Raw genomic sequence first — 24,639 nt, 5'->3', positions numbered from 1 at the left:
GCTGATCCGGGTTTGCGAGTCACTGCAGCACCCGAGGGTGTAAAAAGTATCGGTAGGGCGTCATGCGATACCCAAATGTACACCTTGATCAAAGCTGGCTGTATCGCACGAATAGTCATGCGATATGGTATTCTGGCTGCATGGTTGACACATCGAACGCGCCTCGCGAGGACTATAGAAACCTCTGGAAGTTGCTTATCGACAGAGGAATTCGGAAGGGCGAGCTCAGAGACCTTGCCGGTCTGAGCTCATCAACCATCACGAAGCTGGGTCGAAATCAGACGGTTACCACCGCGACACTTGGGCGGATTTGTAAAGCGTTGGATTGTTCACCCAACGACATTCTGGCTTTTGAAGACTGTTATGAGGAAGGAACCGGCGACGGGCGTAATGAGTGAGATGAAGCAGGCATATACCATCAAGCCTCAAACGGCGGTCGCCTCCCCCGACAGCAGTACTACCGACTTAGTGTTCCCCATTGAGCTTGTTGCCCCCGTTGTGGGCATGGCTCACAGCTTCATTAGGCGTGTCCTTGGCAGGAAGTCAATCTTGTCCGCGATCTATCGGCACGCTGACGTTGACTCACTGTTGCCCCTCACACAGTTCTGCCACGAGCGGGCGGCCTGCACACTTGCCTGCGACCGAGCTACCGCCCCTGCAACACCCGCAGCACCTCGTCATGCACGAGGCCGTTGGTGGCAACCGCAGAACTGCCCCAGCATCCCGGCTCGCCATCAACCGAGGTGAAGGTGCCGCCGGCTTCTTCGATGATCGGGATCAGCGCCGCCATATCGTATGGCGCGAGATCCACCTCACACGACGCCTCGAACGCGCCCTCAGCCACCAGCATGTAGGGCCAAAAATCGCCGATCGTGCGTGACCGCCAGGCTCGCTCGTTCAGCTCCAAAATCGGCTCAACCCGATTAATCTCCTGCCAGTACTTCAGCGAGCCATAATTAATCTGACCCTCCGACAGCTTCGTGATGCCCGACACCTCGATGCGCCGATCGGTGGCGGTATCCGAATCACTCAGGTCATCATCCAAATACGCGCCGAGCCCGGTCGCACCCCACCAGCGGCGGTTCAGCGCCGGTGCCGACACCACACCAACCTGCGGGTGACCGTCCACCACGAGCGCAATCAGCGTCGCCCAAATCGGCACCCCGCGCATAAAATTCGCGGTGCCATCAATCGGGTCAATCACCCACTGGCGCCGCGAATTACCATCGCGGCCGCTCTCTTCGCCATAAAACGCATCCGACGGCCGCGCATCCGCGAGCTTCTCACGAATCACGCGCTCCACCTCGCGGTCACCATCGGTGACATGCGTGCGATCTTCCTTCAGATACACGCCCAAATCGCGTGAGTTAAAAAACCGCATCGAGACCTCATCGGCGAGATCCGCCAGCTGGCGGGCAAGACGCAGATCGGCAGTGATCGGGTGGAGCAATTCGTAGGCCATAGCACCAGTATCGCCCACGCCCCAGCCCTACGCCGACATCGACACCAGCAGCCGTCGCAGCGACGCCACCCGGCGGCAACCCACGGCATCCAACCGGCCATCAGCCATCGCCGCATCCAATTCACAATCGGGCGCATCATCCAGATGCGTACAGCCGCGCGGGCACTCGGCCACAACCGCGGCCAGGCGCGGAAACGCCCGAAACACCGCATCATCGCGCACATGCCCCAGCCCAAACGAACGCACACCCGGCGTATCAATTACCCAACCACCACCGATGCGCATCGCCACCGACGACGACGATGTGTGTCGGCCACGGCCGGTCACCGCATTCACGTGTCCGGTTGCCCGGTTCGCATGCGGCACGAGCGCGTTCACGAGCGTCGACTTCCCAACGCCCGAATGCCCAACGAGCACCGTCGTGTGCCCGTCGAACGCTGCTTCAAGCTGCTCGAGCACCGACTCATCGCCCGGCCGCGATTCAAACACCGGCACCTCAAGCGGCTCGACGAGCTCACGCAGTTCATCCGCCGGGGCAAGATCCGTTTTTGTGATCACCAGCAGCGGCGAAACCCCCGCGTCGTAGGCGGCCACGAGGTAGCGGTCGATCAGTCGCGGGCGCGGTTCGGGCTGCGCCGCCGCCACTACGATGCACATCTGGTCGGCGTTCGCGACGATTACGCGCTCAACCTCGTCGCTGTCATCCGCCGAGCGGCGCAGCAGCGTCGAGCGCTCATTGATGCGCACAATCCGCGCCAGCGTGCCGGCTTCACCCGACACATCACCCACGAGTGCCACCCGGTCGCCAACCACGATGGCTTTGCGGCCAAGCTCGCGCGCCCGCGCCGCAACTACCTCGCGTTCGCCGCGCTGGCCCACATCCACCAGGCAGCTGTAACGCCCACGGTCTACCCCAAATACGAACCCCTCGACCGCATCCTCATGCGCGGGGCGCTGTTTCGTGCGCGGCCGGGCGCCGCGACGGTCGGCGCGGATGCGCACATCGTCTTCGCTATAGCGGCCGTACTTGTCGTAGGCATCGGTACGCTGCCAACCTGCCATTGCGTGCTACTCCTCGGCTACAGCGATAGCGAGATGAACGATGTCGGCGGCTCTTCTTCGGGCCCCGGTGTGGTGCCGGTGAGCATCGCATTCCACATGGCCACAAATTGCGGCAGAGTTTTTGAGGTGCACCGCACATCGTCAAGCTCGATGCCCTCGGTGACAAGCCCGATCAGCGCACCGGTGGTGGCCATACGGTGATCTTCATAGCAGCCCCAGGTGGCGCCGTGCAGTTCACCGCCGGTAATCTCCAACCGGTCATCGTGTTCGACCACGGTCGCCCCCACGCGCTGCAATTCGGCCGCCAGCGCCGCCACCCGGTCGGTTTCGTGTCCGCGCAAATGTCCGATGCCCCGCAGCTGCGAGGTGCCCGGCAGCAGCGCACAGACTGCCGCAATGTTTGGTGCCAGCTCGCCGCCCGCATCCGCAAAATCAAATTCGAACGATTCGGGGCGGCGTGACACCTCAGCGCTGCAATACAGCGTGCCGTCGCGCAGTTCTACCTCGGCCCCGAACTGGCGCAGCACGGTAATCAACAGATCACCGAGCTGGGTCGATGCCTCGGGCCAATCGGGCATGCACACCGCGCCACCGGTGACGATCGTCGCGAGCAAAAACGGCGCCGCGTTCGAGAGATCAGGTTCGACGGTCAGCTCACGCCCGGCAATCGGGCCCGGAGCCACGCGCCACATATTCGGTTCGGGGCTGGAAGCATCCACCCCGCGTGCCCGTAGCGCGGCGAGGGTCATTTCAATGTGGGGGAGCGACGGCACCTGTTCGCCGGTGTGGCGCAGGGTGAGGCCGTTCGTGAACCGAGGTGCTGCGAGCAGCAGCCCCGAAACAAACTGGCTGGATGCACTGGCATCAATTTCGAGATCGCCACCGCTGACCTTGCCGGCACCGTAGATCGAGAATGGCAGCCGACGATTGCCATCATCGCGCACCTCAACACCGAGCTTTTCGAGCCCCTCAATCACGCCCGACATGGGGCGCTTGTGCGCGGCCTCGTCGCCGTCAAAATTCACCGGGCCGAGCGCCAGCGCCGCAACCGGCGGCACGAAACGCATTACGGTGCCGGCAAGCCCACACTCGATCGATACGCCGCCCTCGAGCTCTTCGGCGGGGGTGATGCGCAGATCGGGGCCGAACGGGTTTTCGGGGTGCGGTACTTCTTCAATGTCGGTGCCGAGCGCGCGCAGCGCATCCACCATGAGCGCGGTGTCGCGCGCGTGCAATGGCCGGTGCAGCAGTGATGGCTCATCGGCGAGCGCCGCCAGCACGAGTTCTCGGTTCGTGATCGATTTCGAGCCGGGCACTGCCACGCGCGTGTCGAGTGGGCCGGATGCGGTGGGCGCGGGCCACGGCCCATCGTCGAGGATGAGCGCGTCACTCCATTCTTCGCCGTACAGGTCAAAGGTCGGTCCGGAATATTTGAAGATCTCCATCGGTTATTGAGAGTACCGACAAGTGCTCAAGAAAGTGGGGGAGGGCGCGTGGTTTCGCGGGTACTCGTAGAATCGGGGGTGATGAAACACCGTGCCCCCAATGAGTCGACCGAGCAGGCTGGCCCGCCTGCCGAGCCCGCGGGCAGTGACGTCTCGAGCGCTGAGGGCCGCGACGCCGAGCTGCACGCGCGCTTTCAGGCCGAGGCGTTACCGCTGCTTGACCAGCTGTACGGTCACGCTATGCGGATGACCCGCAACCCGGCCGATGCGCAAGACCTCATACAAGAAACGTTTACTAAGGCTTACGCCGCGTTCGACACGTTTAAGCCGGGGTCGAATATTCGTGCCTGGCTCTACCGCATCCAAACCAATCTGTATATCAACCAGTACCGGCAGGCGAAGCGCGCTCCGTATGCGAATCCGCTTGAAGAGCTCGAAGACTGGCAGCTTTCGGGTGCCGAGTCGTATACGGCTCCGCAGCAGTCGTCGCGGTCGGCTGAGGCTGAGGCGCTCGACAATCTGCCGGCGAGCGCGGTGACGGATGCGCTGGCAGACCTTCCCGACAACTACCGCAGCGTGGTGCTGCTGGCCGATGTGGAGGGATTTACGTATCGCGAAATCGCCGAGGTGATGGACACGCCCGTGGGCACGGTCATGAGCCGGTTGCATCGGGGACGGCGGATGCTGCGAGAACGGCTACGCGAGTATGCCGCCGAATACGGAATTGGACTTGAGGAGGGGGAGTAACAGTGGGCGATTGTGGCTGTGAGAAGGCACGCGAGTCGATGGAAGAGTTTCTTCGCCGCGAGTTCAACGAGTGTGATGCGGTGGCGATTCGCGAGCACCTGTGTCACTGCGTCGACTGTTCAGACGAGGCGCAGGTGCAGTTGATGATTACCGAGGTGGTTCGGCGGGCCTGCTGTGAGGAGATCGCTCCTGAGCAACTGCGCGAACGCATCCAATCGGCGCTCGAGCGCGGCTAGTGTTGGGCGGCTCGTGCGGGCCGGCGACGATGCTTGTCTGAATGAACCCTGGCCGAACGCTGTGTTTCCGACTAGTGTGGATCTGTTAGTGACCGGACTGTTGCCATAAGGCACTGCACGACTCCACTTAAGGGATGAGGATGCATATTTCACGCAATAAGGCAGCTCTGAAGCGCATATCGCGCTCGAGTATTGCTGCGCTATCGGTTTTAGCTTTGACGGGCGGCGCGCTCGTTGCCGTCTCAAACTTCACCACGGTTGAGCCAGCCGCGGCGGCGGAGCTCTCCGGCGGCATTCGCGACAAGTCGGGCGCGGTAGAGAGGGACGCCCAGAAGGCCTCCGACCTCCCGGCCGGTTCGTGTGTTGTTCAGGCTGACAACTCTCAGCAGGGCAGCCAGGCTGGTTTTAGCTGGAGCACCTTGGACCCGAGCGCGAGCAGCACCGACAAAACCCGGTGGGGCTTGAGCGTCGCCTTTGACAATTCGAAGGACCGCACGTTCGTGGATTGGAGTTTTACCAATTCAGGCCTTATGGGCTCGTACCTCAACACAGGTCAAGTCCAGTCGATGAATGCCGGCCAGACCTTCCTTGGCGAGACAGTTACGCACAAGGCCGACGAAAACATCGCGATCAATGGCTCTGGTCGACAAAGAAACCTGAACCTCTTCGCGGAACTGACCGACGCGAAAGTCAAGCGGTTCGCTGAGGCCACTGCCGGTAACCCGGTGCGTTACGCCTGGCAGGGAAACTATACGCAGGAAAATCCTGGAGGACCAAGGGCCACCTACGGGAGTAACCAAGCCTTCACTGCCTTTGTGAACCCGTGGCCGAGCGAGAACATCGAATGTAACCCGATCACGGTCTCGTGGGAGAACTTTGATAAGCACGTCATCGTTGCAAGTGCGGAAACCAAGGTCGGTAAGATCAACATCCCGGCTGTGACCGGTCAGGGCACGGATGACTCCATGTCCCGCATGGTCGTGGAGGCCTACGACGGCAACGGCAAGTTCATCGGCACCACCGACCCGGCGGCGTCTGGCGGCACCAAGAACCTTCGCATCGACGAAACGACCGGCGAGATCTTTTTCACGTGGCCTGAGTACCGCGGTACCGACCTGGCGACTGACAAGAACGTGAACTTCTCCGTTCTGGCAAAGCCGCGTAGCGTGGACCAGCTCAAGGCCGCAGCTAAGAGCAACAATGAGTTTATCGAGCATGACGGAGCCTTCGACAGCTCGAACTCGCTGACCCGCTACAACAAGGCGAACGTCATCGACTCCAAGGCGTTCTCCCTGGATGACACCGAGTACCACTCCCCGAAGTACGACAAGACCGACGCCACGATCATCTCGGGCGTCGACAGCGCCACCGGACCGCTGGCTACTGAGCCGCAGAAGGTCACCTTCACCCAGACCCCTGACCTGATTAAGGACCTGGCGAAGAAGAAGGCAGACGGCGGTTACGAGGCCCGGGTCACCCTGGACGAGAAATACGTCTACGAGGGCTGGACCGTCGAGATGGACGAGAACTACAACGTCACCGTCACCGCTCCAGAGAACCCTCGTCCGGGCACCTTCGCGCGCCCGAAGATCACCGTCGAGTACTCCAACGGCTCGACCGATGAGCTCGAACTGCTCGTCGTGGTCGACCCGAACAACACCCAGGTCACCGACCTCGTGCGCCCTGGTCTGACCAAGGGCAAGATCGGAGATGACCTCACCGCCCAGGTGGGCACTAAGTCGATCATGAAAGGTCACAAGCCGGTCCACCCGGCTACGTTCGAGATTGACGAGTCCACTGTCCCTGCTGGCTGGACCGTCACGGTCGATCAGACCGGCAAGGTCACCGCGAAGGCGGACGACACCGTCGCGCCGGGCACGATCATCACCCCGAAGGTCAAAGCAACCTACCCTGACCAGACCACGGATGAGATCGAGGTCCAGTTCCAGGCGATCGTGGACATCAAGATCCCGACCTACGGCACGGTCACGAATAAGCCGGCTGCGAAGGTCTCGCTCAAGCCTGAGATTCCGGAGCGTGGTCTGAGCGGTAACACGACCGACGAGGCTCCGAAGCGCTACACCTTCCCGGACGGCACGACCCAGTACACCCACACGGATGACAGCGGCACGTGGACTGTCAAGATCGACGAGAACACTGGTGAGATCACCACGACGATTCCGCGGACCGCGCCTGAAGGTTACATGCTGAACGTCCCGGTTCTTGCCTACTACGACAACGCTGACAAGCCGCAGGAAGTCAAGGGCACCATCGTCGTTCTCAAGAGCGATCACGCCCCTACCTACTCCGTAGAATCGACTGGCCCGAACCAGGCTGTGAACCACCAGGTACAGGACGCACCTAAGGGATCCAAGTTCTCGTTCGGCAAGGACGAGAATGATCAGCCGATCCTTGAGCAGGAAGTTGACGGCTGGAAGTACAAGGTCGACCCGAACACCGGTGTCGTGTCTTCCACCCCACCAGCAGACTCCAAGCCGGGTGACAAGAAGACCGTCAACGTCACTGTGACCACTCCGGACGGCTCCACCCCGCTGGTGCCAGTCACCACCGTGGTGAAGCTGACCAACAGTTGGGAAGCAGAACCTTCGTACCCGGTAGAAACGGTTTACCCAGGTGACACCGCGAAACTGCCCGTGACAATCGAGAAACCGGACAACATCAACGTTGCGAAGGACAACCCCTACAAGCTGGGTGATGTTCCTGCCGGCTGGACTGTTGAGATCGACGACAACGGTCAGATCACCGCAACCGCACCTAAAGATGCCAAGCCGGGTACGCAGGTCCAAATCCCTGTCACGGTGACCTATGAAGACGGATCCACCGACACGGCTAAGGCAGTGGTGAACGTCGTCGATGTTCCGACGCGCGAGGTGCCCTTCGACGTCGAGTACAAGTACGACGACTCCATTCCTGCCGGTGAGTACCGGGTCCAGACCGAAGGCAAGCCGGGCGCGCAGAAGCAGAACAAGGACGGCACGTGGGAGCAGACCAAGGCTCCAGTCAACGAGGTTGTTCTTGTTGGCACGAAGCCAGCACAAAGCTCCGAGGAAGTCACGTGGACGGTTCCAATCCCGTACCCAACTGAGGTTCGCGAAAACCCAGAACTGAAGCCGGGAGAGACGAGGGTCGTCCAGGAAGGTGAAAACGGCGAGAAGACCTACACCGCTAAGTTCACTGCTGAGGGTGACAAGGCTGAGGTAGTCGAGGAAGAGACCACCAAGGATCCTGTCAAGCGGATCGTCGAGTACGGCCCTGGCATTGCTCCGAGCGAGCTCGTGACCAAGACTGAGAAGCCGATTCCGTTCGACACCAAGGTTGTCTTCGATGACACCCTCGAGGCCGGCAAGCAGGTCGTTGACCAGAAGGGTGAGCTTGGCACCGAGGTTGAGACCTCGACTCAGAAGCTCGTGGACGGTAAGCCTTCGGGCGACCCAGTCGTGACCTCTGAGCGCACCAAGGAACCGACCGAGCAGATCATCCGCGTCGGCACCAAGTCGAGCACCGAGGGCACTCACACTAGTGAGTACCTCAAGGACGTGCCGTTCGAGACCGAGGTCATCTTCGATGACACGATGGAAGCCGGTAAGCAGGAAACTGTTCAGGAAGGCCAGCTCGGTAAGGACAAGGTCACCACTACCCTGACCATCGAGAACTCGAAGGTTGTGGATTCCAAGACCGAAACCGAGCGTGTGACCGATCCGGTCAAGCAGATCATCAAGGTCGGCACGAAGGGCAAGGCCGCCTCCACCGAATTCGAATGGACTGAGAAGACTCCGTTCGAAGTCGAGGTGCGCGTCAACCCTGATCTGCAGCCTGGTGAAACCAATGTTGTCCAGGAAGGTAAGCAGGGCGAGGTCAAGCACACCGTGAAGGTGAACGCCGAAAACGGCGAGATCTCCACGGAGGATTCCTCCGAGAAGATCAGCGATCCGGTCAAGCAGATCATCGAGGTTGGTCCGGCCAAGAACCAGACCGAGCTCACGGATAAGTACACCGAGAAGACCCCGTACGACACCCTCATCGAGTACGACCCGAACCTCGAAGTCGGCAAGGTCGTTGAGGACCAGGCAGGCGTCTTCGGCGAAAAGGAAATCACCAAGACCTGGAAACTCGAAAACGGCAAGCCAGTCGGTGATCCGGAAGTCGACGAGAACGTGGTGAAGGAGCCGCAGCCGCGCAAGCTGCGCGTAGGCACCAAGTGCAACTGCGAGACCCCGACCGATCCGACTGAGCCGACCGATCCGACTGAGCCGACCGATCCGACTGAGCCGACCGATCCGACTGAGCCGACGGACCCGACTGAGCCGACGGACCCGACTGAGCCGACCGATCCGACTGAGCCGACTGAGCCGACGGACCCGACGGACCCGACGGACCCGACGGACCCGACTGAGCCGACGGACCCGACTGAGCCGACCGATCCGACTGAGCCGACTGAGCCGACGGACCCGACGGACCCGACGGACCCGACGGACCCGACTGAGCCGACGGATCCGACTGAGCCGACCGATCCGACTGAGCCGACCGATCCGACTGAGCCGACCGATCCGACTGAGCCGACGGATCCGACTGAGCCGACGGACCCGACTGAGCCGACGGACCCGACTGAGCCGACGGACCCGACCGATCCGACGGACCCGACTGAGCCGACCGATCCGACGGACCCGACTGAGCCGACGGACCCGACTGACCCGACGGGCACTCCGACCGAGACTGCAGACGACACTCCGGGTGAAACCCCGAGCCAGCCTGGCAAGCCGGGCACTCCGGGCGACACCGGCAAGCCGGCAGGAACTGACGGCGCCAACAACTCGGGTGGTGGCCTGGCCAGCACCGGTGCCAGCGGCGCAACCACCGCGTTCGCAACCGCCACACTGCTGATGCTGGCAGGTGCAGTCCTACTCACCATCCGCAGGCGGTTCTCGGAACACTAAACCGAGCAGCGACAACGCCGCTGAGCTGCGTCGCTAACTCGGCCTAAAAATGGCGGAGCCACAAATGTGGCTCCGCCATCTTGCGTACCGCCCAGCTCATCCAGCTGGCTCAAACAACCCCAGCAACCAGCGACACAAACGACAACAAACCACCGCACGCACAACCAAAAAGTCGGGGCCGGGTCGATCCAGCAGCTGCTGAACGACCCGGCCCCGACTAAAACAGAGCCAGAGTAACTAGTCGAGCGCCTGCGACAGCAACTCGGCCTGCTGCTCAGTGTGCAGCTTCATCGTGCCCACCGAAGGAGCCGACGCCGGCGGACGCGAAACCAGCCGCACCTCGCGGTCGAGCTTCGGGAACAGCACCCGCTGCAAGAACGGCCACGCACCCTGGTTCGCTGGTTCATCCTGCGCCCACACGAGCTCAGCACCCGGGTACTTCGTGATAACCTCCTGCAGCTCCTCAAACGGCAGCGGGTAGTAGCGCTCCAACCGCACCAGCGCGATCGATTCATCCTCACGCTTGGTCAACTGCTGCTCAAGCTCATAATGCAGCTTGCCCGAGTGCAGCACAATGCGCTTCACCGCCGCACCATCCAGCTGACGCGAGTCGTCGAGCACCGGCTTAAAGTGCCCCTTCGTGAACTCCTCAAGCGATGACGTGGCACCGCGCAGCCGCAGCATCGACTTTGGTGTAAACACAATCAACGGCTTACGCGGACGCTGATACGCCTGCAGGCGCAGCAGGTGAGCGTAGTTCGCCGGAGTCGAAGGCTGCGCCACCGTCATATTGTCCTGGGCACACAGCGTCAAAAAGCGCTCGATACGACCCGACGAGTGGTCCGGCCCCTGGCCCTCATAGCCATGCGGCAGCAGCAACACAACGCTCGAACGCTGCTCCCACTTCTGCTCACCGGCAGCAATGAACTCGTCAATCACGGTCTGGGCACCATTGGCAAAATCACCAAACTGGCCCTCCCACAGCACGAGCGAATCGGGCCGTTCCACCGAATAGCCATACTCGAAGCCCATCACCGCATACTCCGAAAGCAGCGAGTCGTACACCGAGAATCGGGCCTGATCATCACCGAGGTTTTGCAGCGGCATCCAGTTGCGGTCGGTCACCCGGTCGTGCAGCAGCGCGTGCCGCTGCGCAAACGTGCCGCGGCGTGAATCCTGGCCGCTCATCCGCACCGGAGTACCCTCCATCAGCAGCGAACCAAGCGCCAACAGCTCACCAAACGCCCAGTCGATGCCACCCTCACGCGACATCTTGTAGCGACTATCAAGCACCCGCTGCAGCTTGCGGTGCACCGTGAACCCTTCAGGCACATTCTGGTGAGCGTCACCGATGCTGGCAATCACGTCGCCCGGAATTGCAGTGCTCACCGGCACCGAATGCTGACGCTCCTCACGCGAACCAACCGTGGCGAGTTCGCTGGCCGTAATCGCCTCGGTGTGCACATTGTGCGTTTCAGCAAAGGCACGCTCGAGTTCGGCGTGGAACTCGGCCTGGGCGTGATCGTACTCTTCCTGCGTGATATCACCACGACCCATGAGATTGTCGGCGTAAATTTTTCGCACCGAACGCTTCTTCTCAATCAGGTCGTACATCAGCGGCTGCGTCATCGACGGGTCATCACCCTCGTTGTGACCACGGCGACGGTACGACACCAGGTCGATCACCACATCGCTGTTGAACTTTTGACGGTACTGGAACGCCAACTGCGCCACCCGCACCACAGCCTCGGGGTCGTCACCGTTAACGTGCAGCACCGGAGCATCAATCGACTTGGCAACATCGGATGCATACCGCGAACTGCGGCCATCCTGCGCGGTAGTGGTGAAACCAACCTGGTTATTGATGATGATATGCACCGTGCCACCGGTGCGGTAGGCGCGCAGCTTCGACATCTGCAGGGTCTCATACACGATGCCCTGACCAGACATGGCCGCGTCACCGTGAATGAGCACCGGCAGCACCGGATACACACCGTCTGGGTCGCGGTCTTGTTTACCGCGCACAATACCCTCGAGCACACCGTTGACGGCCTCGAGGTGAGAGGGGTTAGCAGCCAGGTATACGGGCAGTTCCTTACCCTCGGGGGAGGTGTAGGTGCCCTCGATGCCGAGGTGATACTTCACATCACCAGTACCGGCAACCTTGCCCGGAACCGAGCCCTCAAACTCGCGGAACATCTGGTCGTAGGTTTTACCGGCAATATTCGTGAGCACGTTGAGGCGGCCACGGTGGGCCATACCGATCGCCAGTTCGCGAATATCGTCGTCGAGCGAATCGGATGCGATCTGATCGAGCAGCGCAATCACCGACTCGGAGCCCTCGAGCGAGAAACGTTTTTGACCGACATATTTCGTCTGCAAGAAAGTCTCGAAAGCCTCAGCCTGATTGAGTTTGGTGAGGATGCGCAGCTGCTCGTCGTGCGTGGGCGGGATATAGGGGTGCTCGAGCTTATCTTGGAACCACTGCCGCTGCTCGGGGTCATCGATGTGCATGTATTCGATGCCCGTGGTGCGGCAGTAGGTGTCGCGCAGGATGCCGAGAATATCGCGCAGCTTCATGGTGCGCTTCGAACCAAACCCGGCGGTGACAAATTCGCGCTCGAGGTCCCAGAAAGTTAGGCCGTGAGACTCGATCTCAAGGTCGGGGTGCGAACGTTGCACGTACTCGAGCGGGTCGATTTCGGCCATGAGGTGACCGCGTTCCCGGTACATGTTGATGACCTGTTGCACGCGGGCGGTCTTGTTGATGTTTGCAGCCAGATCTACGTGTACATCCTTCGACCACTGAATCGGTCGGTAGGGGATGCGCAGCGCTGAAAATACATCCTCGTAAAAATTGTGGCCGCCGGTGAGATGCTCGGCAACAATTTTCAAAAACTCACCCGAGCCGGCGCCCTGGATGACCCGGTGATCGTAAGTTGACGAAACCGTGATGCGCTTCGAAATGGCCAGGTCGTTGAGCGTCTCTTGCGCCATGCCTTGGAATGCGGCGGGGTAGTCAAGCGCGCCGGCACCAATGATGCATCCCTGCCCCTTGGTGAGTCGCGGCGACGACTGCACCGTACCGATACCACCGGGGTTCGTGAGCGAAATGGTGGCGCCGGCGTGATCGGCGGCGGTGAGCTTGCCCTCACGGCCGCGCTTGATGAGCATCTCGTAAGCCTCAAGGAACTCGCGGAAATTCATGCGCTCGGCCTGCTTGATGCTCGGCACCACCAGGCCGCGGCTGCCGTCCCGGTTTTCGACGTCGATGGCGATACCGAGGTTGATATGTGCAGGCGTCACCACCGAAGGCTTACCGTCAACGATGTCGTAGTAGACGTTTTGCGACGGGAATTTTTTAAGGGTTTGTACGAGTGCAAAACCCAGCAGGTGCGTGAACGACACCTTGCCGCCTCGGGTGCGACGCAAATGATTGTTGATGACAATGCGGTTATCAATCATGAGCTTCGCGGGGATCTCGCGGTAGCTCGTGGCGGTGGGAATCTCGAGCGACACGTCCATGTTTTTGGCGATCGCCTTCGACATGCCCTTCAGCGGCTCAACGGTTGGTTCGCGCTCGGGTTCGGCATCTTTAACACCCTTAGGGGCGTCGGCGGGCACCTTGCGGCTCTGCGCCGGGCGGCCTGTGGTCTTCGCGCCTGACTTGCTGCCGGGCGCCTTGGCGGGAGCGGCTGGTGCAGGTGTCTCGGCAGCTTCAGCCTTGGCCCCCGGTTTGACAGGTTTCGCAGGCGCGGCCTGCTGACCCTGCAATGACTGGGCGTAGCGCTCGAGCGTGGGCCACCAGGCCTCATCCACACTATTTCGGTCGTCCTTGAACTTGGCATACATTTCGGCAACGAGCCAGTCGTTGACACCGAAGTTGTTCATGGGCTGGCCTGCGGAGCCAGAGGTGGGAGTCGACACGCGAAAATCGCCGCCTTTTCTGCACTCGTGGATGGTGAAGCGCCAACGTCGGCAAGCCGCCGTCGGCCCTGTTCATTGGGCAAGCCTAACGGGTCTTCTTGACGTCGAAGTACAGCTTCCTTGCAGGTGAATCGAATCGGTGGCCGTGGTTGCTTGACTATCACTAAAGACTTCGCTCATACCATTGGACACATGCAGTTCTATGGCGTTCAACCCCAGTACGACCTGACCTATTCGGATGTGTTTTTGGTCCCCTCGCGTAGCGATGTCGGGTCGCGACTGGGGGTGGATCTCAGCACGGTCGACAGCACCGGGATGCGTATCCCGCTGGTGGCAAGCAATATGAACGCGGTTACCGGAAAGCGGCTCGCCGCGGCACTCGCCAGGCGCGGTGGACTCGCAGTGCTGCCGCAGGATCTCGCCGAACACGCCGTGGCCGAACAATTGCGTTGGGTGAAGCGGCAGCCCACTGGTTGGGCGGCGCCATTTGAAATTGCAGCGGATGCAACCGTTGCCGAACTGCTGTCAACCGTGCCGCCGATTGCGGGTACGCCGGTGGGGATCGTGCGCGGCGGCGATATCGTGGCAATCGTCGATGCGGTAGCGTTTGCACCCATGCCCGAGGATGCGCGCGTGGGTGATCTCGAACACCTCGCCGCTCCCGAAGTAGATGCGGCCGACCTGGCCGACCCTCGCGAAGGATTCGACGTGCTCGAACGTGCAGGCCATCAGTTTGTGGCCGTGCGTCGCGACGGCGAACTCGTCGGCGGACTTTCGCAAACGGATGCGCTGCGCACCACGATCTACCCGCCGGCCGTCGATGACGCCGGCCGGTTGCGGGTCGCGGCAGCCCTGGGGCTGCGCGGAGACGTGGTCGGCCGTGCCCGCACGCTGCGCGAAGCCGGCGCCGATGTGCTCGTGCTCGACACCGCACACGGACACCAGGGCAGCATGTTGCAGGCACTCGAAAAGGTGCGCGAAGCCGAAATTGGGGTACCACTGGTGGCTGGAAACGTTGTTTCGGGTGCGGGCGCCCGCGATCTTGTGCGCGCCGGTGCCAATATCGTGAAGGTCGGGGTAGGGCCGGGGGCAATGTGCACCACCCGAATGATGACCGCGGTGGGACGCCCTCAGTTTTCGGCAGTGCTCGAATGCGCCGAGGTGGCGGCGCAACACGGCGCACACGTGTGGGCCGACGGGGGAGTGCGTTACCCGCGCGATGTGGCGCTCGCCCTCGCTGCCGGTGCGAGCGCGGTGATGATCGGCTCGTGGTTTGCCGGCACCATCGAAGCGCCGGGCAAAGTGCTCACGGATGCAAACGGTGCGCGATACAAAGAATCGTTCGGGATGGCCTCAACCCGAGCGGTCGACGGCCGCTTCGCCGACCTTCCTTCCTATGAGCGCGCCCGAAAGCGGTTGTTTGCCGAGGGCATTTCGCACTCAAAAATTTTGATCGACCCCGAGCGCCCCAGCATCGATGATCTCGTTGACATGATTACCACCGGCGTGCGCTCAAGCTGCACCTATGCCGGCGCCCGCACCCTGCCGGAGTTTCATGAACGAGCAAAGGTGGGCATCCAATCGGCCGCCGGCTACGAAGAAGGCAAAGCCCTGCCGGTGAGCTGGTAGGCACGCGCAGCGTTCGATCCTCAGCTGAGCCGGGTAAACTGCTCGCCAAATGGAATGGTTATTGCTGGCCGTTGGCCTGCTGCTCTGTGTGGGCACCGGTGTTTTTGTTGCCACCGAATTTACGCTGGTAAATCTCGACCGGCACGAACTCGAAAACCGGCAGGCGGCTGGCGAGCGGCGATTGCAGCCGGTAATCTCGGCGCTTAAAGAGACCTCAACGCACCTGTCGAGCGCCCAGCTGGGCATCACCCTCACCACACTGCTCACCGGCTACACGATGGAACCGGCCATCAGCTCGCTGCTCGCCGACGGGCTGCTGTCGCTCGGGCTCTCGGCCGAATGGGTGCGCAGTGTCGGCACCATCATCGCCATGGTCGTCGCCACAGTGCTATCGATGGTGATCGGTGAGCTGGTACCGAAAAACTTTGCGCTCGCCCTGCCGCTGCAGCTCGCAAAAATCGTGGTGCCGCTGCAGCTGGCATTTACCACCGTGTTCCGTCCGTTTGTGGCGCTGCTCAACAACTCGGCGAACGCAATCATTCGCTCATTTGGTGTGGAACCAAAAGAAGAGCTCTCGGGCGCCCGCACCGCCGAAGAACTTTCGAGCCTCGTGCGCCGAAGCGCTCTCGTGGGCGTGCTCGACACCGATAAAGCGACGCTGCTCAATCGCACTCTGCGCTTCAGCGAGCACACCGCATCCGACGTTATGACCCCGCGCCCGCGACTCACCGTGATCGGTGCGGATGCGCCGGTGTCTGACCTCATCGCGCTCGCCATCGAAACCGGGCACTCGCGCTTCCCGGTCATCGGCGAAGATATCGACGACGTTGTCGGGGTGGCACACGTGAAATATGCGATGGCAGTGCCGCGTGAGCGGCGTGAATCGGTGCCGGTCGGGGCGATCAAGGTCGACGTGCCAATGGTGCCCGAATCAATTTCGCTTGATCTGCTGCTTTCGGAACTGCGCACTGACGGCTATCAGATGGGAATCGTGCTGGATGAATACGGCGGCACCGCCGGTATCGCCACCCTGGAAGACCTGGTCGAAGAAATCGTTGGCGACCTCGTTGACGAACACGATGTTCGACGCGCCGATATCATCCGCCGCCGCGACCGCATCCTATTCGACGGCCTGCTGCGACCCGACGAACTGCGCGACCGGCTCAATATTGAAATCGATGAGGATGGGCCCTACGAAACCGTCGGCGGGTTCATCATGTCGGCGCTCGGCCGTATCCCCGAGATCGGTGACCGAGTAGAAATACCGGTGGGCACACTTATCGTTGAACAGCTCGAGGGCCGGCGCGTCGACCGGGTGCGGTTCGTACCGAATGACTGCTACGAATCAAACGAAGATCGACTGCGCCGTGAACGCTCGGCAGACTACGAGGGCGGTGAAAAGCGATGAACGACTTCATGGGCATTATCTGGTTGGTTGTGCTGCTGGTGTTCAATGCGTTTTTCGTCGGTGCCGAATTCGCGGTCATTACCGCGCGGCGCTCGCAGATCGAACCGCGTGCCGAACAGGGCTCGAAAGCGGCACAGACCTCGCTGTGGGCCATGGAACACGCCACGCTCATGCTCGCCACCTCGCAGCTGGGTATCACCGTGTGTTCGCTGCTGATTCTGAACGTGTCAGAACCGGCACTGCACCACATGCTCGCGGTGCCGATGGCCGCCACCGGTATGTCACCAGAAGTGGTCAACACCGTTGCCTTCGTAATCGTGCTGCTGCTGGTGACCTACCTGCACGTCGTGTTCGGCGAGATGGTGCCGAAAAACCTCTCGTTTTCGATTCCCGACCGGGCCGTGCTCATGTTGGCACCGCCGCTGGTGTTTTTCGCGCGCATGTTCAAACCCGTGATCTGGTTGCTCAACGAGATCGCCAACCTCGTGCTGCGAATGTTCGGAGTCACCCCCAAGGCCGAGGCCACCAGCGCGTTCACCTTCGACCAGGTGGCCGGAATCGTTGAGCAATCAACCCGCGAGGGCGTGCTGCTCGACGACGCCGGCACACTGGCAAACATGTTCGAATTCACGACCAAGCAGGTTGGTGAGGTGGCCGTGCCGCTCGACAAAATGGTGCTTTTGCCGCCGGGCTTCACCCCGCACCAATTGCAGCAGGCGGTGGCCGAATACGGCTATTCGCGTTATGTTGTCGCCGACGCCGAGGGCCGCCCGGTTGCATACGTGCACCTGAAAGACGTGCTCGAACTCGCCACCGACGCCGCCTACGAACAACCCACCCCCAAAAAGGTGCTGCGCCCCCTGGTGTCGGTGTACACCGGCACCGAGCTCGAAGATGCGCTGGCCTCAATGCGTCGCACCGGCAAACACCTCGTGCGCGTGGTTGAAAAAGACGGCACCATCACGGGCGTGCTCTTCCTCGAAGACATCATCGAAGAACTCGTTGGTGAAGTGCGTGATGCCACCGCGCGGCACCCCTAGCCCACGTCGGCAGGCGGGAAGTCACGCAGAAATACGTGGATGAACAGGTAAACTTGCGCGCGTGAATCATGACTTCAACGACTTCTCTGCCGGTGCATCAGGCGACCATCCGGCGCTCGATACCGACACTGGCAAGAGTGTTGGCCAAGCCATGACCGAACACGCAGATAGCGAACCCGAACGCTGGCACTCGGTAACCGCGGGTGAAGTGCGCGCCTGCCTGCACGAACCCACCGAACAAGACAACAAATATTCGCGTGGCGTGGTGCTGCTGGCAACCGGGTCGGTCACATATCCCGGCGCGGCTGTGCTCAGCGCGCAGGCCGCCTGCCGCACCGGCGCAGGCCTGGTGCGCTACTCGGGCCCGGCCTCAGTGGCCGCCGCGGTGCTCGCGGTGCGCCCCGAAGTGGTGCACGGGCTCGGCAATTTCGGTGCGCTGGTAATCGGGTCGGGCATCCCGGATGCACGCGAAGACGAACGCGCCGCGCTCTACCGGTCGGCGCTGGCCGCAGACACCCCCATCGTCGTTGATGCGGGGGCACTCACCCTGGTAGAGCCCGGACACAAAAACCTGGTGATCACCCCGCACGCCCGCGAGCTGTCAGAGCTGCTCAAACGACTCGACCTGGCCAAAATGAGTGCCGATGAAATCGCCGAATCTGAGGGCGAAGCCGCCGTGCTCGCATCCGAACTGCTCGGCTGCACCGTACTGCTCAAGGGCCGGCACACCTATATCGTCAGCGGCGAAGAACGTCTGCGGGTGCGCACCCCAAACTCGTGGCTGGCAACCGCCGGCACCGGTGACGTGCTCGCCGGTGTGATCGGCACACTGCTGGCAACCCGCCACGCACACCGGCTCGCACCCAAGCATCCCCAGGTCGTTGCAGCCGCAGCCTGGCTGCATGCCCGAGCCGGCTGGCTCGCATCCCAACTCGCGGCCGGGCTCGAAACCCCACCCGCAAGCGTGCACGCACCCGCACTCATGCTCGACCATGGCCCGCTCGGCGGCCCGATTCTCGCATCAGATGTGGCCGGCGCTATTCCCAACGTGGTGGCGGCGGTGCTGGCCAAGTGAACACCGTCATCGCATCCAAGCCCAAACACAAGCGCTATTCGAACGGGCTGCGGAGAATTCCCCGGCCGCGCTGGTGGACGCGGCGCGTTGAGCTCAGCGTCATGTGGCTCGTGTTTCTGGCAACTCACGTGTTCTACGCGTGGCAGGCGACCTGGCATCCATCCGGCCCCTTCAACGACGTCACCATCGTCTACCGCGGCTGGATCGACCAGGCAGTTGCCGGAGACATTCCCGGAATCCACAGCGACTATGTTTATCCGGTCGTGTCACTCATCCCCATGTGGCTGGCCGATCTATTCGGCGGCCGCGGCGGCTATATGTACGCCTGGATGGGCATCGTTATTGCGCTCGACTCGCTCGCTCTGTGGTGGCTCACCCGCAACCCCCACGGGGCGCTTGCCGGGCCGCGACGTCTCGCCGCCTGGTGGTGGACGATCTTCCTGCTGCTACTGGGCACAATTGCGTTCGGCCGAATTGACGCGATTACCGTGCCGATCGCAATTATTGCCCTGAGTCTGGTCATGACCCGGCCCGCGGTTGCGGGCGCGCTCATGACACTGGGGGCCTGGACCAAAGTGTGGCCGGCAGCGCTTTTTGCTTCGGCTTTCGTGGCCATTCGGCGTCGCTGGATGCTCGTGCTCGGCGCGATTGTGGTGTGCGTTAGCGTGATGGTGGGTGTCGTAGCAATCGGCGGATTCGACGCGATTCCGCACGCGCTGAGCTTCGTGAGCGGTCAGGGAGACCGCGGACTGCAGGTGGAATCGACCGCGGCGAGCTTCTTTTTGATGCTGCACGCGCTGGGCCTGGTTTACTACAAGAACGAATTTTCGCAGGAGATCCTCACCCAAGAAATCGAGGGTCCGGGAACCCAGCTCGTCGGTGACCTGCTGACCCCGTTGATGTTCGTGATGATGATCGTGCTGATGGGGCTTGCCATGCTTGCCAAAAAACAGGGGATGGGCATCGCCACGCGGCTGCCAGCACTCACCCTGGGTGCGGTCGCCACATTCATCGTGGTCAACAAGGTGGGCTCGCCACAGTTCATCACCTGGCTGGCGCCGGTAATCATCTTTGGGCTCGTGTGGGACGGGCGCCGCTTCCTGCCCCTGGCGATCGTGGCGCTATCGATTTCGCTACTCACGCAGCTTGTCTACCCCTGGTACTACTGGCAAATCGTTGACGGGATGAAGGCCGGAGCGTTCACGCTGCTGGTGCGAAACCTGCTGGTCGCCGGATTGATGGTGTGGTCGCTCGTGCATCTGGCAAGGGGCGCATTTGCGAAACGAAACCGGTAGGGTGAGCGGCGCTGCGTGCATGGGAGCCGCGCGGTCACGCGCGTGGCGCGTGTTGCTGCCTAGCTGGCGGGCGTGTTGATGAGTTCGCGCAGCGCCCGGCCCACGGCGTTAATTTCAAGCAAAAAACCGTCGTGCCCGTAGGGCGAATCGATTTCCAGCGCCCGGCTGCCAGTAATTGAGTTCGGTAGCCCGGCAGCAATCCGATGCTGAGTGGCCGGCACAAACAGCGCATCGGTTGAAATCGCCACCACGAGCGTCGGCATCGTGGCTCGCTGCAGCGCCGCCTCGACACCGCCGCGGCCACGGCCAATATCGTGCGAATTCATCGCATTCGCGAGTGTGATGTAACTATTGGCATCAAAACGGCGCGTAAACCGGTTGCCGTGAAAATCGAGATATGACTCGACCGAGTAGCGACCACCATCATCGGTCGGCGACAGCGAAGACTGCCACGATCGCCCGAACCGGTCATCGAGCTCGTTCGCTGATCGGTAGCTCAGCATCGCGAGCCGGCGCGCCAACGCGAGGCCGCGCCAGGCGCCCTCACCGGGCTCAGCATCGTAATAGTCGCCCCTGCGCCAGGCAGGATCAAGCTGGATCGAATCAATTTGCAACCGGTTGAGCGCAATTGCCGTGGCATCGATAGCGGCCGGCGCCGAAAGCACCGCCAACCGAGCCACCCGCTCAGGAAAGCTGACACCCCATTCGATTGCCTGCATCCCGCCCATCGAACCGCCAATGACGGCAGCGAAACGCTCAATGCCGAGATGATCGGCCAGCATCCCCGCCGCCCGAACCTGGTCACGCACCGTCGTCATCGGGAAACGAGCGGCATATTCGCGACCGTCGGGGCCAATGGCGGCCGGACCCGTAGTGCCCTGACAGCTGCCGAGCATATTCGGGGCCAGCACGAACCAGCGGTCAGTGTCGATCGTGGCACCCTCACCGACCAAGCCTGGCCACCATCCCGCAGTGGCATGTCCGGGGCCGCGGGCACCATCAATATGCGAGTCGCCGGTGAGCGCGTGCAACACCAAAATCGCGTTATCGCGGGCCTCGTTGAGTTCACCCCAGGTTTCGTAGGCCATGCGCAATTGCACGCTGCCGCCGTGCTCAAAATCGAATGTGCCCAGCTGCGCAAACTGCCGCTCACCGGGATGATCGCCCTCACGCCACGCGCCACTAGCCGGTGGACGAATCACATCGGGCCGATTCACCCCCTGGCGAATCGGCTGCACATCTACATCATTCCACTGCACTTAAGCCAGCCTAGCCCCTCAAATACCAGAGGGCGCCGACCCGTTGCGGGTCGGCGCCCCGGTAACGCGCGGTGACGCGGTTACGCCTGAGTGGCGATGTTGATGGCCTGGTCGAGATCGGCGATCAGGTCGTCAACGTGCTCGATACCGATCGACAGCCGCACCAACCCCGGCGCGATGCCGCTTTCGAGCTGCTGCTCGGGAGTGAGCTGGCTGTGCGTGGTCGAAGCCGGGTGAGTGATGATCGAACGCACATCCCCGATATTCACCACATGCTTGAACAGCTTGGTCGACTCGACCAGGCGACGGCCCGCATCGCGGCCACCGGCGAGCTCAAACGAGAGCAGCGCACCGGCGCCCAGCGGTGCATACTTCAGTGCGAGCTCGTGCCACGGGCTGTCAGCCAGACCCGCGTAGTTCACGCCAACGACCTGCGGATGCTCGTTCAGCCACTCAGCGACAGCCTGCGCGTTCTGCGTGTGACGCTCCACGCGCAGCGAGAGTGTCTCAATGCCCTGGATGATCTGCCATGCCGACGCGGGTGCGATGGAGGCACCGATATCGCGCAGCAGCTGGGTGCGAGCCTTGGTGATGTAGGCGAGCTTATCGCCGACAGCACCGGTGTAGCTGATGCCGTGGTACGACGGGTCGGGCTCGGTGAGCTCGGGGAAACGCTCGGCGTTTTCCGACCACTTAAAGCTGCCGCCATCAACGAGCACACCGCCGAGCACCGAACCATGCCCGCCAAGGTACTTGGTGGCCGAGTGCAGCACGATATCGGCACCGTGCTCAAAGGGGCGAATTAGGTAGGGCGTGGCCACAGTGTTGTCGATGATTAGCGGCAGACCCTGCTCGTGCGCGGTGCTCGCGATGAGTTCAATGTCGAGATAGTTCACCGAGGGGTTGCCGATCGATTCGGCGTAGTAGGCCTTGGTGTTCGGGCGAGTGGCCGCGCGCCACTCGTCAGGGTTGTTTTGGTCGAGCACGAAGGTCACCTCGATGCCCTGCTTGGCGAGGGTGTACTTAAACAGGTTGTAGGTGCCGCCGTAGATGGTGGTGGACGACACGATGTGGTCACCGGCGCGAGCAATGTTGAGAATGGCGAACAGCTCGGCAGCCTGCCCCGAAGCGACAGCAAGCGCGCCGCTACCGCCCTCGAGTGCGGCGACCCGCTCTTCGAGCACGGCATTGGTGGGGTTAGTGATACGGGTGTAGATATTGCCCGGCTCGGTGAGCGCAAACACCCCGGCCGCGTGGTCGGCGTCATTGAACTGGTAGGCGGTGGTCTGGTAAATCGGCGTCACAACCGAGTTGGTTGTCGGATCCACCTGGGTACCGGCGTGGATTTGCAGGGTTTCAAAACGCTGGGTCATGGGCCTTCTCGCTTTCAAGTTGGCTGCCGCGGAGCTAAATGGCTCGCGAGCGATTCAATGCTGAGCAGCTGATGGGTTGCCACCAGTGTTGATGAGCGGATGCGCGTTTGCGAGTTGTGTGTCACAAAGTGTCGAAAAGTGGCGGTTAATGAAATGGTTGGCTGCGCATCCCGTCGTTCTTTTGCCGCGCATCCTGTCGCCGTCGGAACCAACAAACTAGGGTGGTGAGGTGACAATTTTTGTTTGTGGCGGCGGCACGCTCGCTGAAATTGACCCCCTGATTGATCGCTTCACGCGGGAGGCCGATGGCGGTCACAGCCGACTCGCGCTCATCACCGCCGGTGGTATTGCTCACGCCGAGTTGCGTGAGCAGCTGCAGACGCGGTTCACTCTTGGCTTCGAACTCGCGCTCGACGCAACAAACTCGGCGACACCCGTTGACGGCGGCGAACTGCTCGGTTGCGACAAGATCGTGGTGTCGGGCGATAACCCGGCCTTGCTGCTAAACGCACTGGAACATCGCGTAGTGGATCTGCGTCGCCTGGTGCACGAGGGCGCGGCCTATTTCGGTATCGATGCCGGTGCGGCGATTGCGAGCGATATCGCCTGGGCCGGCGGAAACACAATCGGCGGGGTGCCGGTTGCTCCTGCCGTCGAAACCGCGGAGCTTGAATTTGCCGAGGGGATCGGGCTTGTCGACATTACGGTGATCCCGGATGCGGTTGGTGCAGGTCGCGTGGGGCTTGCTGCGGCAGCCGTTGAGGCCGGCATCGTTGACCGCGCGGTAGCGATCGACGCGGGTACCGCCCTCGTGGCAAAGCCGGGGGAACTCTCGCTGTATGGCAGCGGGTCGGTATGGCAATTCGAAATGATCGATGAGCGGGTGACTCTCACCTCGCTGCGAGCTTCGGAATCTGAATGAGCGGGATGCGGCTGGAACAACTCGCTGAGCGCGGCCTGATCGCATCCGATTGGGTGGCCGCGCTAGCCCCGGCGGCACAAAATATTGCCGCAATGGGCGACTTCTTGCGCGCTGAAAATGCCGCGCAGCGGGGTTATTTTCCAGCCGGTGACCGAGTGTTGCGCGCGTTCCAGCAGCCACTTGCGAGCGTTCGAGTGCTCATCGTGGGGCAAGACCCGTATCCCACGCCGGGGCACGCGATCGGGCTGAGTTTTGCGGTCGACCGCGAGGTTCGGCCGCTGCCACGTTCGCTGCAAAACATCTATCGCGAGCTTGAGGATGATCTTGGCATTGCTCCGTGTGAACACGGCGACCTGTCGCGCTGGGCGCAACAGGGGGTGATGCTGCTCAACCGCTCACTTACAGTGCAGCCGGGGAAGCCGGCTTCGCATCGGGGCCGTGGTTGGGAAGCGGTCACCGAGTGCGCGATCCGGGCGCTTGCCGAGCGCGGCGGCCCGCTGGTGGCGATTCTGTGGGGCAATGATGCGCGGCGCTGCCGGCAATTCATGCCGGAGGTGCCCGCGATCGAGTCGGTGCATCCATCCCCGCTGTCTGCATCCCGTGGATTTTTCGGATCGCGGCCCTTTTCGCGCGCCAACCAGCTGCTAATTCAGCAGGGAGCGCTGCCAATCGACTGGCGCGTCGACGAATCGCAGCCGCTGCCGGCGCCTAGGGCCTAACCGCCTGCACTACTCTGCACCTGCAGATTTTTGTTTCCTGGCCTCATATTTTTGTTTCCTGCTTTTTGTTTCCTGGCTGCAAATC

The 24,639-nt window shown here is 61.9% G+C and carries 17 protein-coding genes; 11 read left to right on the top strand and 6 right to left on the bottom strand.

Features of this window, described 5'->3' with window-relative positions; genetic code table 11:
- The first annotated feature begins 140 nt into the window (after positions 1–140).
- Entirely contained in the window at positions 141–398 is a 258-nt protein-coding gene (locus tag PV375_RS07965; RefSeq protein WP_041630930.1) for a helix-turn-helix domain-containing protein, read from the top strand.
- Positions 399–646: 248 nt separating this feature from the next.
- Here the strand turns inward: PV375_RS07965 and PV375_RS07960 are convergent, their stop codons facing one another.
- From PV375_RS07960 to aroA, 3 genes are read right to left on the bottom strand one after another with little or no spacing between them, the layout of a single operon-like run.
- Positions 647–1,462 (bottom strand): inositol monophosphatase family protein, encoded by an 816-nt coding sequence (locus tag PV375_RS07960; protein WP_332106849.1) that lies wholly within the window; start codon positions 1,460–1,462, stop codon positions 647–649.
- Between the two features lie 27 nt (positions 1,463–1,489).
- The gene (rsgA, locus tag PV375_RS07955) at positions 1,490–2,524 is read right to left on the bottom strand and encodes a ribosome small subunit-dependent GTPase A (protein WP_332106848.1); all 1,035 of its coding nucleotides are present in this window, start codon (positions 2,522–2,524) and stop codon (positions 1,490–1,492) included.
- Between the two features lie 17 nt (positions 2,525–2,541).
- Positions 2,542–3,969 (bottom strand): 3-phosphoshikimate 1-carboxyvinyltransferase, encoded by a 1,428-nt coding sequence (gene aroA / locus PV375_RS07950; protein ID WP_332106847.1) that lies wholly within the window; start codon positions 3,967–3,969, stop codon positions 2,542–2,544.
- An 81-nt stretch (positions 3,970–4,050) separates the two neighbouring features.
- On the opposite strand from aroA, the gene PV375_RS07945 reads away from it, so the two are divergent.
- From PV375_RS07945 to PV375_RS07935, 3 genes are all read left to right on the top strand, one after another.
- A complete protein-coding gene (locus PV375_RS07945) occupies positions 4,051–4,716 on the top strand; it encodes a sigma-70 family RNA polymerase sigma factor (RefSeq protein WP_332106846.1) in 666 nt (221 codons plus the stop codon).
- A 38-nt stretch (positions 4,717–4,754) separates the two neighbouring features.
- Entirely contained in the window at positions 4,755–4,952 is a 198-nt protein-coding gene (locus PV375_RS07940; protein ID WP_230972646.1) for an alpha-ketoglutarate decarboxylase, read from the top strand.
- A gap of 140 nt (positions 4,953–5,092) precedes the next feature.
- On the top strand, positions 5,093–9,907 hold the full coding sequence (locus PV375_RS07935; protein WP_332106845.1) for a G5 domain-containing protein: 4,815 nt from the start codon (positions 5,093–5,095) through the stop codon (positions 9,905–9,907).
- 237 nt (positions 9,908–10,144) lie between these two features.
- Here PV375_RS07935 and PV375_RS07930 read toward each other — a convergent pair whose 3' ends face one another.
- Positions 10,145–13,798 carry a multifunctional oxoglutarate decarboxylase/oxoglutarate dehydrogenase thiamine pyrophosphate-binding subunit/dihydrolipoyllysine-residue succinyltransferase subunit gene (locus tag PV375_RS07930; RefSeq protein ID WP_332106844.1) on the bottom strand — a complete coding sequence of 1,218 codons (3,654 nt, stop codon included), beginning with the start codon at positions 13,796–13,798 and terminating at the stop codon, positions 10,145–10,147.
- 228 nt (positions 13,799–14,026) lie between these two features.
- On the opposite strand from PV375_RS07930, the gene PV375_RS07925 reads away from it, so the two are divergent.
- From PV375_RS07925 to PV375_RS07905, 5 genes are all read left to right on the top strand, one after another.
- Positions 14,027–15,463, top strand: coding sequence for a GuaB1 family IMP dehydrogenase-related protein (locus PV375_RS07925; RefSeq protein ID WP_332106843.1), 1,437 nt, complete (start codon positions 14,027–14,029; stop codon positions 15,461–15,463).
- A 49-nt stretch (positions 15,464–15,512) separates the two neighbouring features.
- A complete protein-coding gene (locus PV375_RS07920; protein WP_332106842.1) occupies positions 15,513–16,871 on the top strand; it encodes a hemolysin family protein in 1,359 nt (452 codons plus the stop codon).
- Positions 16,868–17,911: a hemolysin family protein gene (locus PV375_RS07915; RefSeq protein WP_332106841.1), complete on the top strand. Its 1,044-nt coding sequence runs from the start codon at positions 16,868–16,870 to the stop codon at positions 17,909–17,911. The genes PV375_RS07920 and PV375_RS07915 overlap by 4 nt, the downstream gene beginning before the upstream one ends.
- Before the next feature lie 61 nt (positions 17,912–17,972).
- A complete protein-coding gene (locus PV375_RS07910; RefSeq protein ID WP_332106840.1) occupies positions 17,973–18,986 on the top strand; it encodes an ADP-dependent NAD(P)H-hydrate dehydratase in 1,014 nt (337 codons plus the stop codon).
- Positions 18,983–20,281, top strand: a complete 1,299-nt coding sequence (locus tag PV375_RS07905; protein ID WP_332106839.1) for a glycosyltransferase 87 family protein — start codon at positions 18,983–18,985, stop codon at positions 20,279–20,281. Before PV375_RS07910 ends, PV375_RS07905 begins: the two co-directional genes overlap by 4 nt.
- A gap of 59 nt (positions 20,282–20,340) precedes the next feature.
- Here PV375_RS07905 and metX read toward each other — a convergent pair whose 3' ends face one another.
- Positions 20,341–21,540 (bottom strand): homoserine O-acetyltransferase MetX, encoded by a 1,200-nt coding sequence (gene metX, locus PV375_RS07900; RefSeq protein WP_332106838.1) that lies wholly within the window; start codon positions 21,538–21,540, stop codon positions 20,341–20,343.
- A gap of 80 nt (positions 21,541–21,620) precedes the next feature.
- Complete coding sequence (locus PV375_RS07895; protein WP_332106837.1) at positions 21,621–22,913, bottom strand: bifunctional o-acetylhomoserine/o-acetylserine sulfhydrylase; 1,293 nt, start codon at positions 22,911–22,913, stop codon at positions 21,621–21,623.
- 229 nt (positions 22,914–23,142) lie between these two features.
- Here PV375_RS07895 and PV375_RS07890 point away from each other — a divergent pair, with 229 nt between their 5' ends.
- Both PV375_RS07890 and PV375_RS07885 read left to right on the top strand, forming a co-directional pair.
- The gene (locus PV375_RS07890; RefSeq protein ID WP_332106836.1) at positions 23,143–23,835 is read left to right on the top strand and encodes a hypothetical protein; all 693 of its coding nucleotides are present in this window, start codon (positions 23,143–23,145) and stop codon (positions 23,833–23,835) included.
- Positions 23,836–23,840: 5 nt separating this feature from the next.
- Positions 23,841–24,554, top strand: a complete 714-nt coding sequence (locus PV375_RS07885; RefSeq protein WP_442903942.1) for a uracil-DNA glycosylase — start codon at positions 23,841–23,843, stop codon at positions 24,552–24,554.
- Positions 24,555–24,639 lie beyond the last annotated feature (85 nt).

The organism is Gulosibacter sp. GYB002 (assembly GCF_036577665.1).
In the GTDB taxonomy this organism is placed as follows: Bacteria; Actinomycetota; Actinomycetes; order Actinomycetales; family Microbacteriaceae; genus Gulosibacter; species Gulosibacter hominis.
Note: the sequence above shows the minus strand (reverse complement) of the source record. Positions and strands in the feature narration are given on the sequence as shown.

What these genes read in the sequence shown, in the direction of transcription:
- PV375_RS07965 (WP_041630930.1), top strand. Translation starts at nt 141, where the DNA reads ATGGTTGACACATCGAACGCGCCTCGCGAGGACTATAGAAACCTCTGG.
- PV375_RS07960 (WP_332106849.1), bottom strand. Translation starts at nt 1,462, where the DNA reads ATGGCCTACGAATTGCTCCACCCGATCACTGCCGATCTGCGTCTTGCC.
- rsgA (WP_332106848.1), bottom strand. Translation starts at nt 2,524, where the DNA reads ATGGCAGGTTGGCAGCGTACCGATGCCTACGACAAGTACGGCCGCTAT.
- aroA (WP_332106847.1), bottom strand. Translation starts at nt 3,969, where the DNA reads ATGGAGATCTTCAAATATTCCGGACCGACCTTTGACCTGTACGGCGAA.
- PV375_RS07945 (WP_332106846.1), top strand. Translation starts at nt 4,051, where the DNA reads ATGAAACACCGTGCCCCCAATGAGTCGACCGAGCAGGCTGGCCCGCCT.
- PV375_RS07940 (WP_230972646.1), top strand. Translation starts at nt 4,755, where the DNA reads ATGGAAGAGTTTCTTCGCCGCGAGTTCAACGAGTGTGATGCGGTGGCG.
- PV375_RS07935 (WP_332106845.1), top strand. Translation starts at nt 5,093, where the DNA reads ATGCATATTTCACGCAATAAGGCAGCTCTGAAGCGCATATCGCGCTCG.
- PV375_RS07930 (WP_332106844.1), bottom strand. Translation starts at nt 13,798, where the DNA reads ATGAACAACTTCGGTGTCAACGACTGGCTCGTTGCCGAAATGTATGCC.
- PV375_RS07925 (WP_332106843.1), top strand. Translation starts at nt 14,027, where the DNA reads ATGCAGTTCTATGGCGTTCAACCCCAGTACGACCTGACCTATTCGGAT.
- PV375_RS07920 (WP_332106842.1), top strand. Translation starts at nt 15,513, where the DNA reads ATGGAATGGTTATTGCTGGCCGTTGGCCTGCTGCTCTGTGTGGGCACC.
- PV375_RS07915 (WP_332106841.1), top strand. Translation starts at nt 16,868, where the DNA reads ATGAACGACTTCATGGGCATTATCTGGTTGGTTGTGCTGCTGGTGTTC.
- PV375_RS07895 (WP_332106837.1), bottom strand. Translation starts at nt 22,913, where the DNA reads ATGACCCAGCGTTTTGAAACCCTGCAAATCCACGCCGGTACCCAGGTG.
- PV375_RS07885 (WP_442903942.1), top strand. Translation starts at nt 23,841, where the DNA reads ATGCGGCTGGAACAACTCGCTGAGCGCGGCCTGATCGCATCCGATTGG.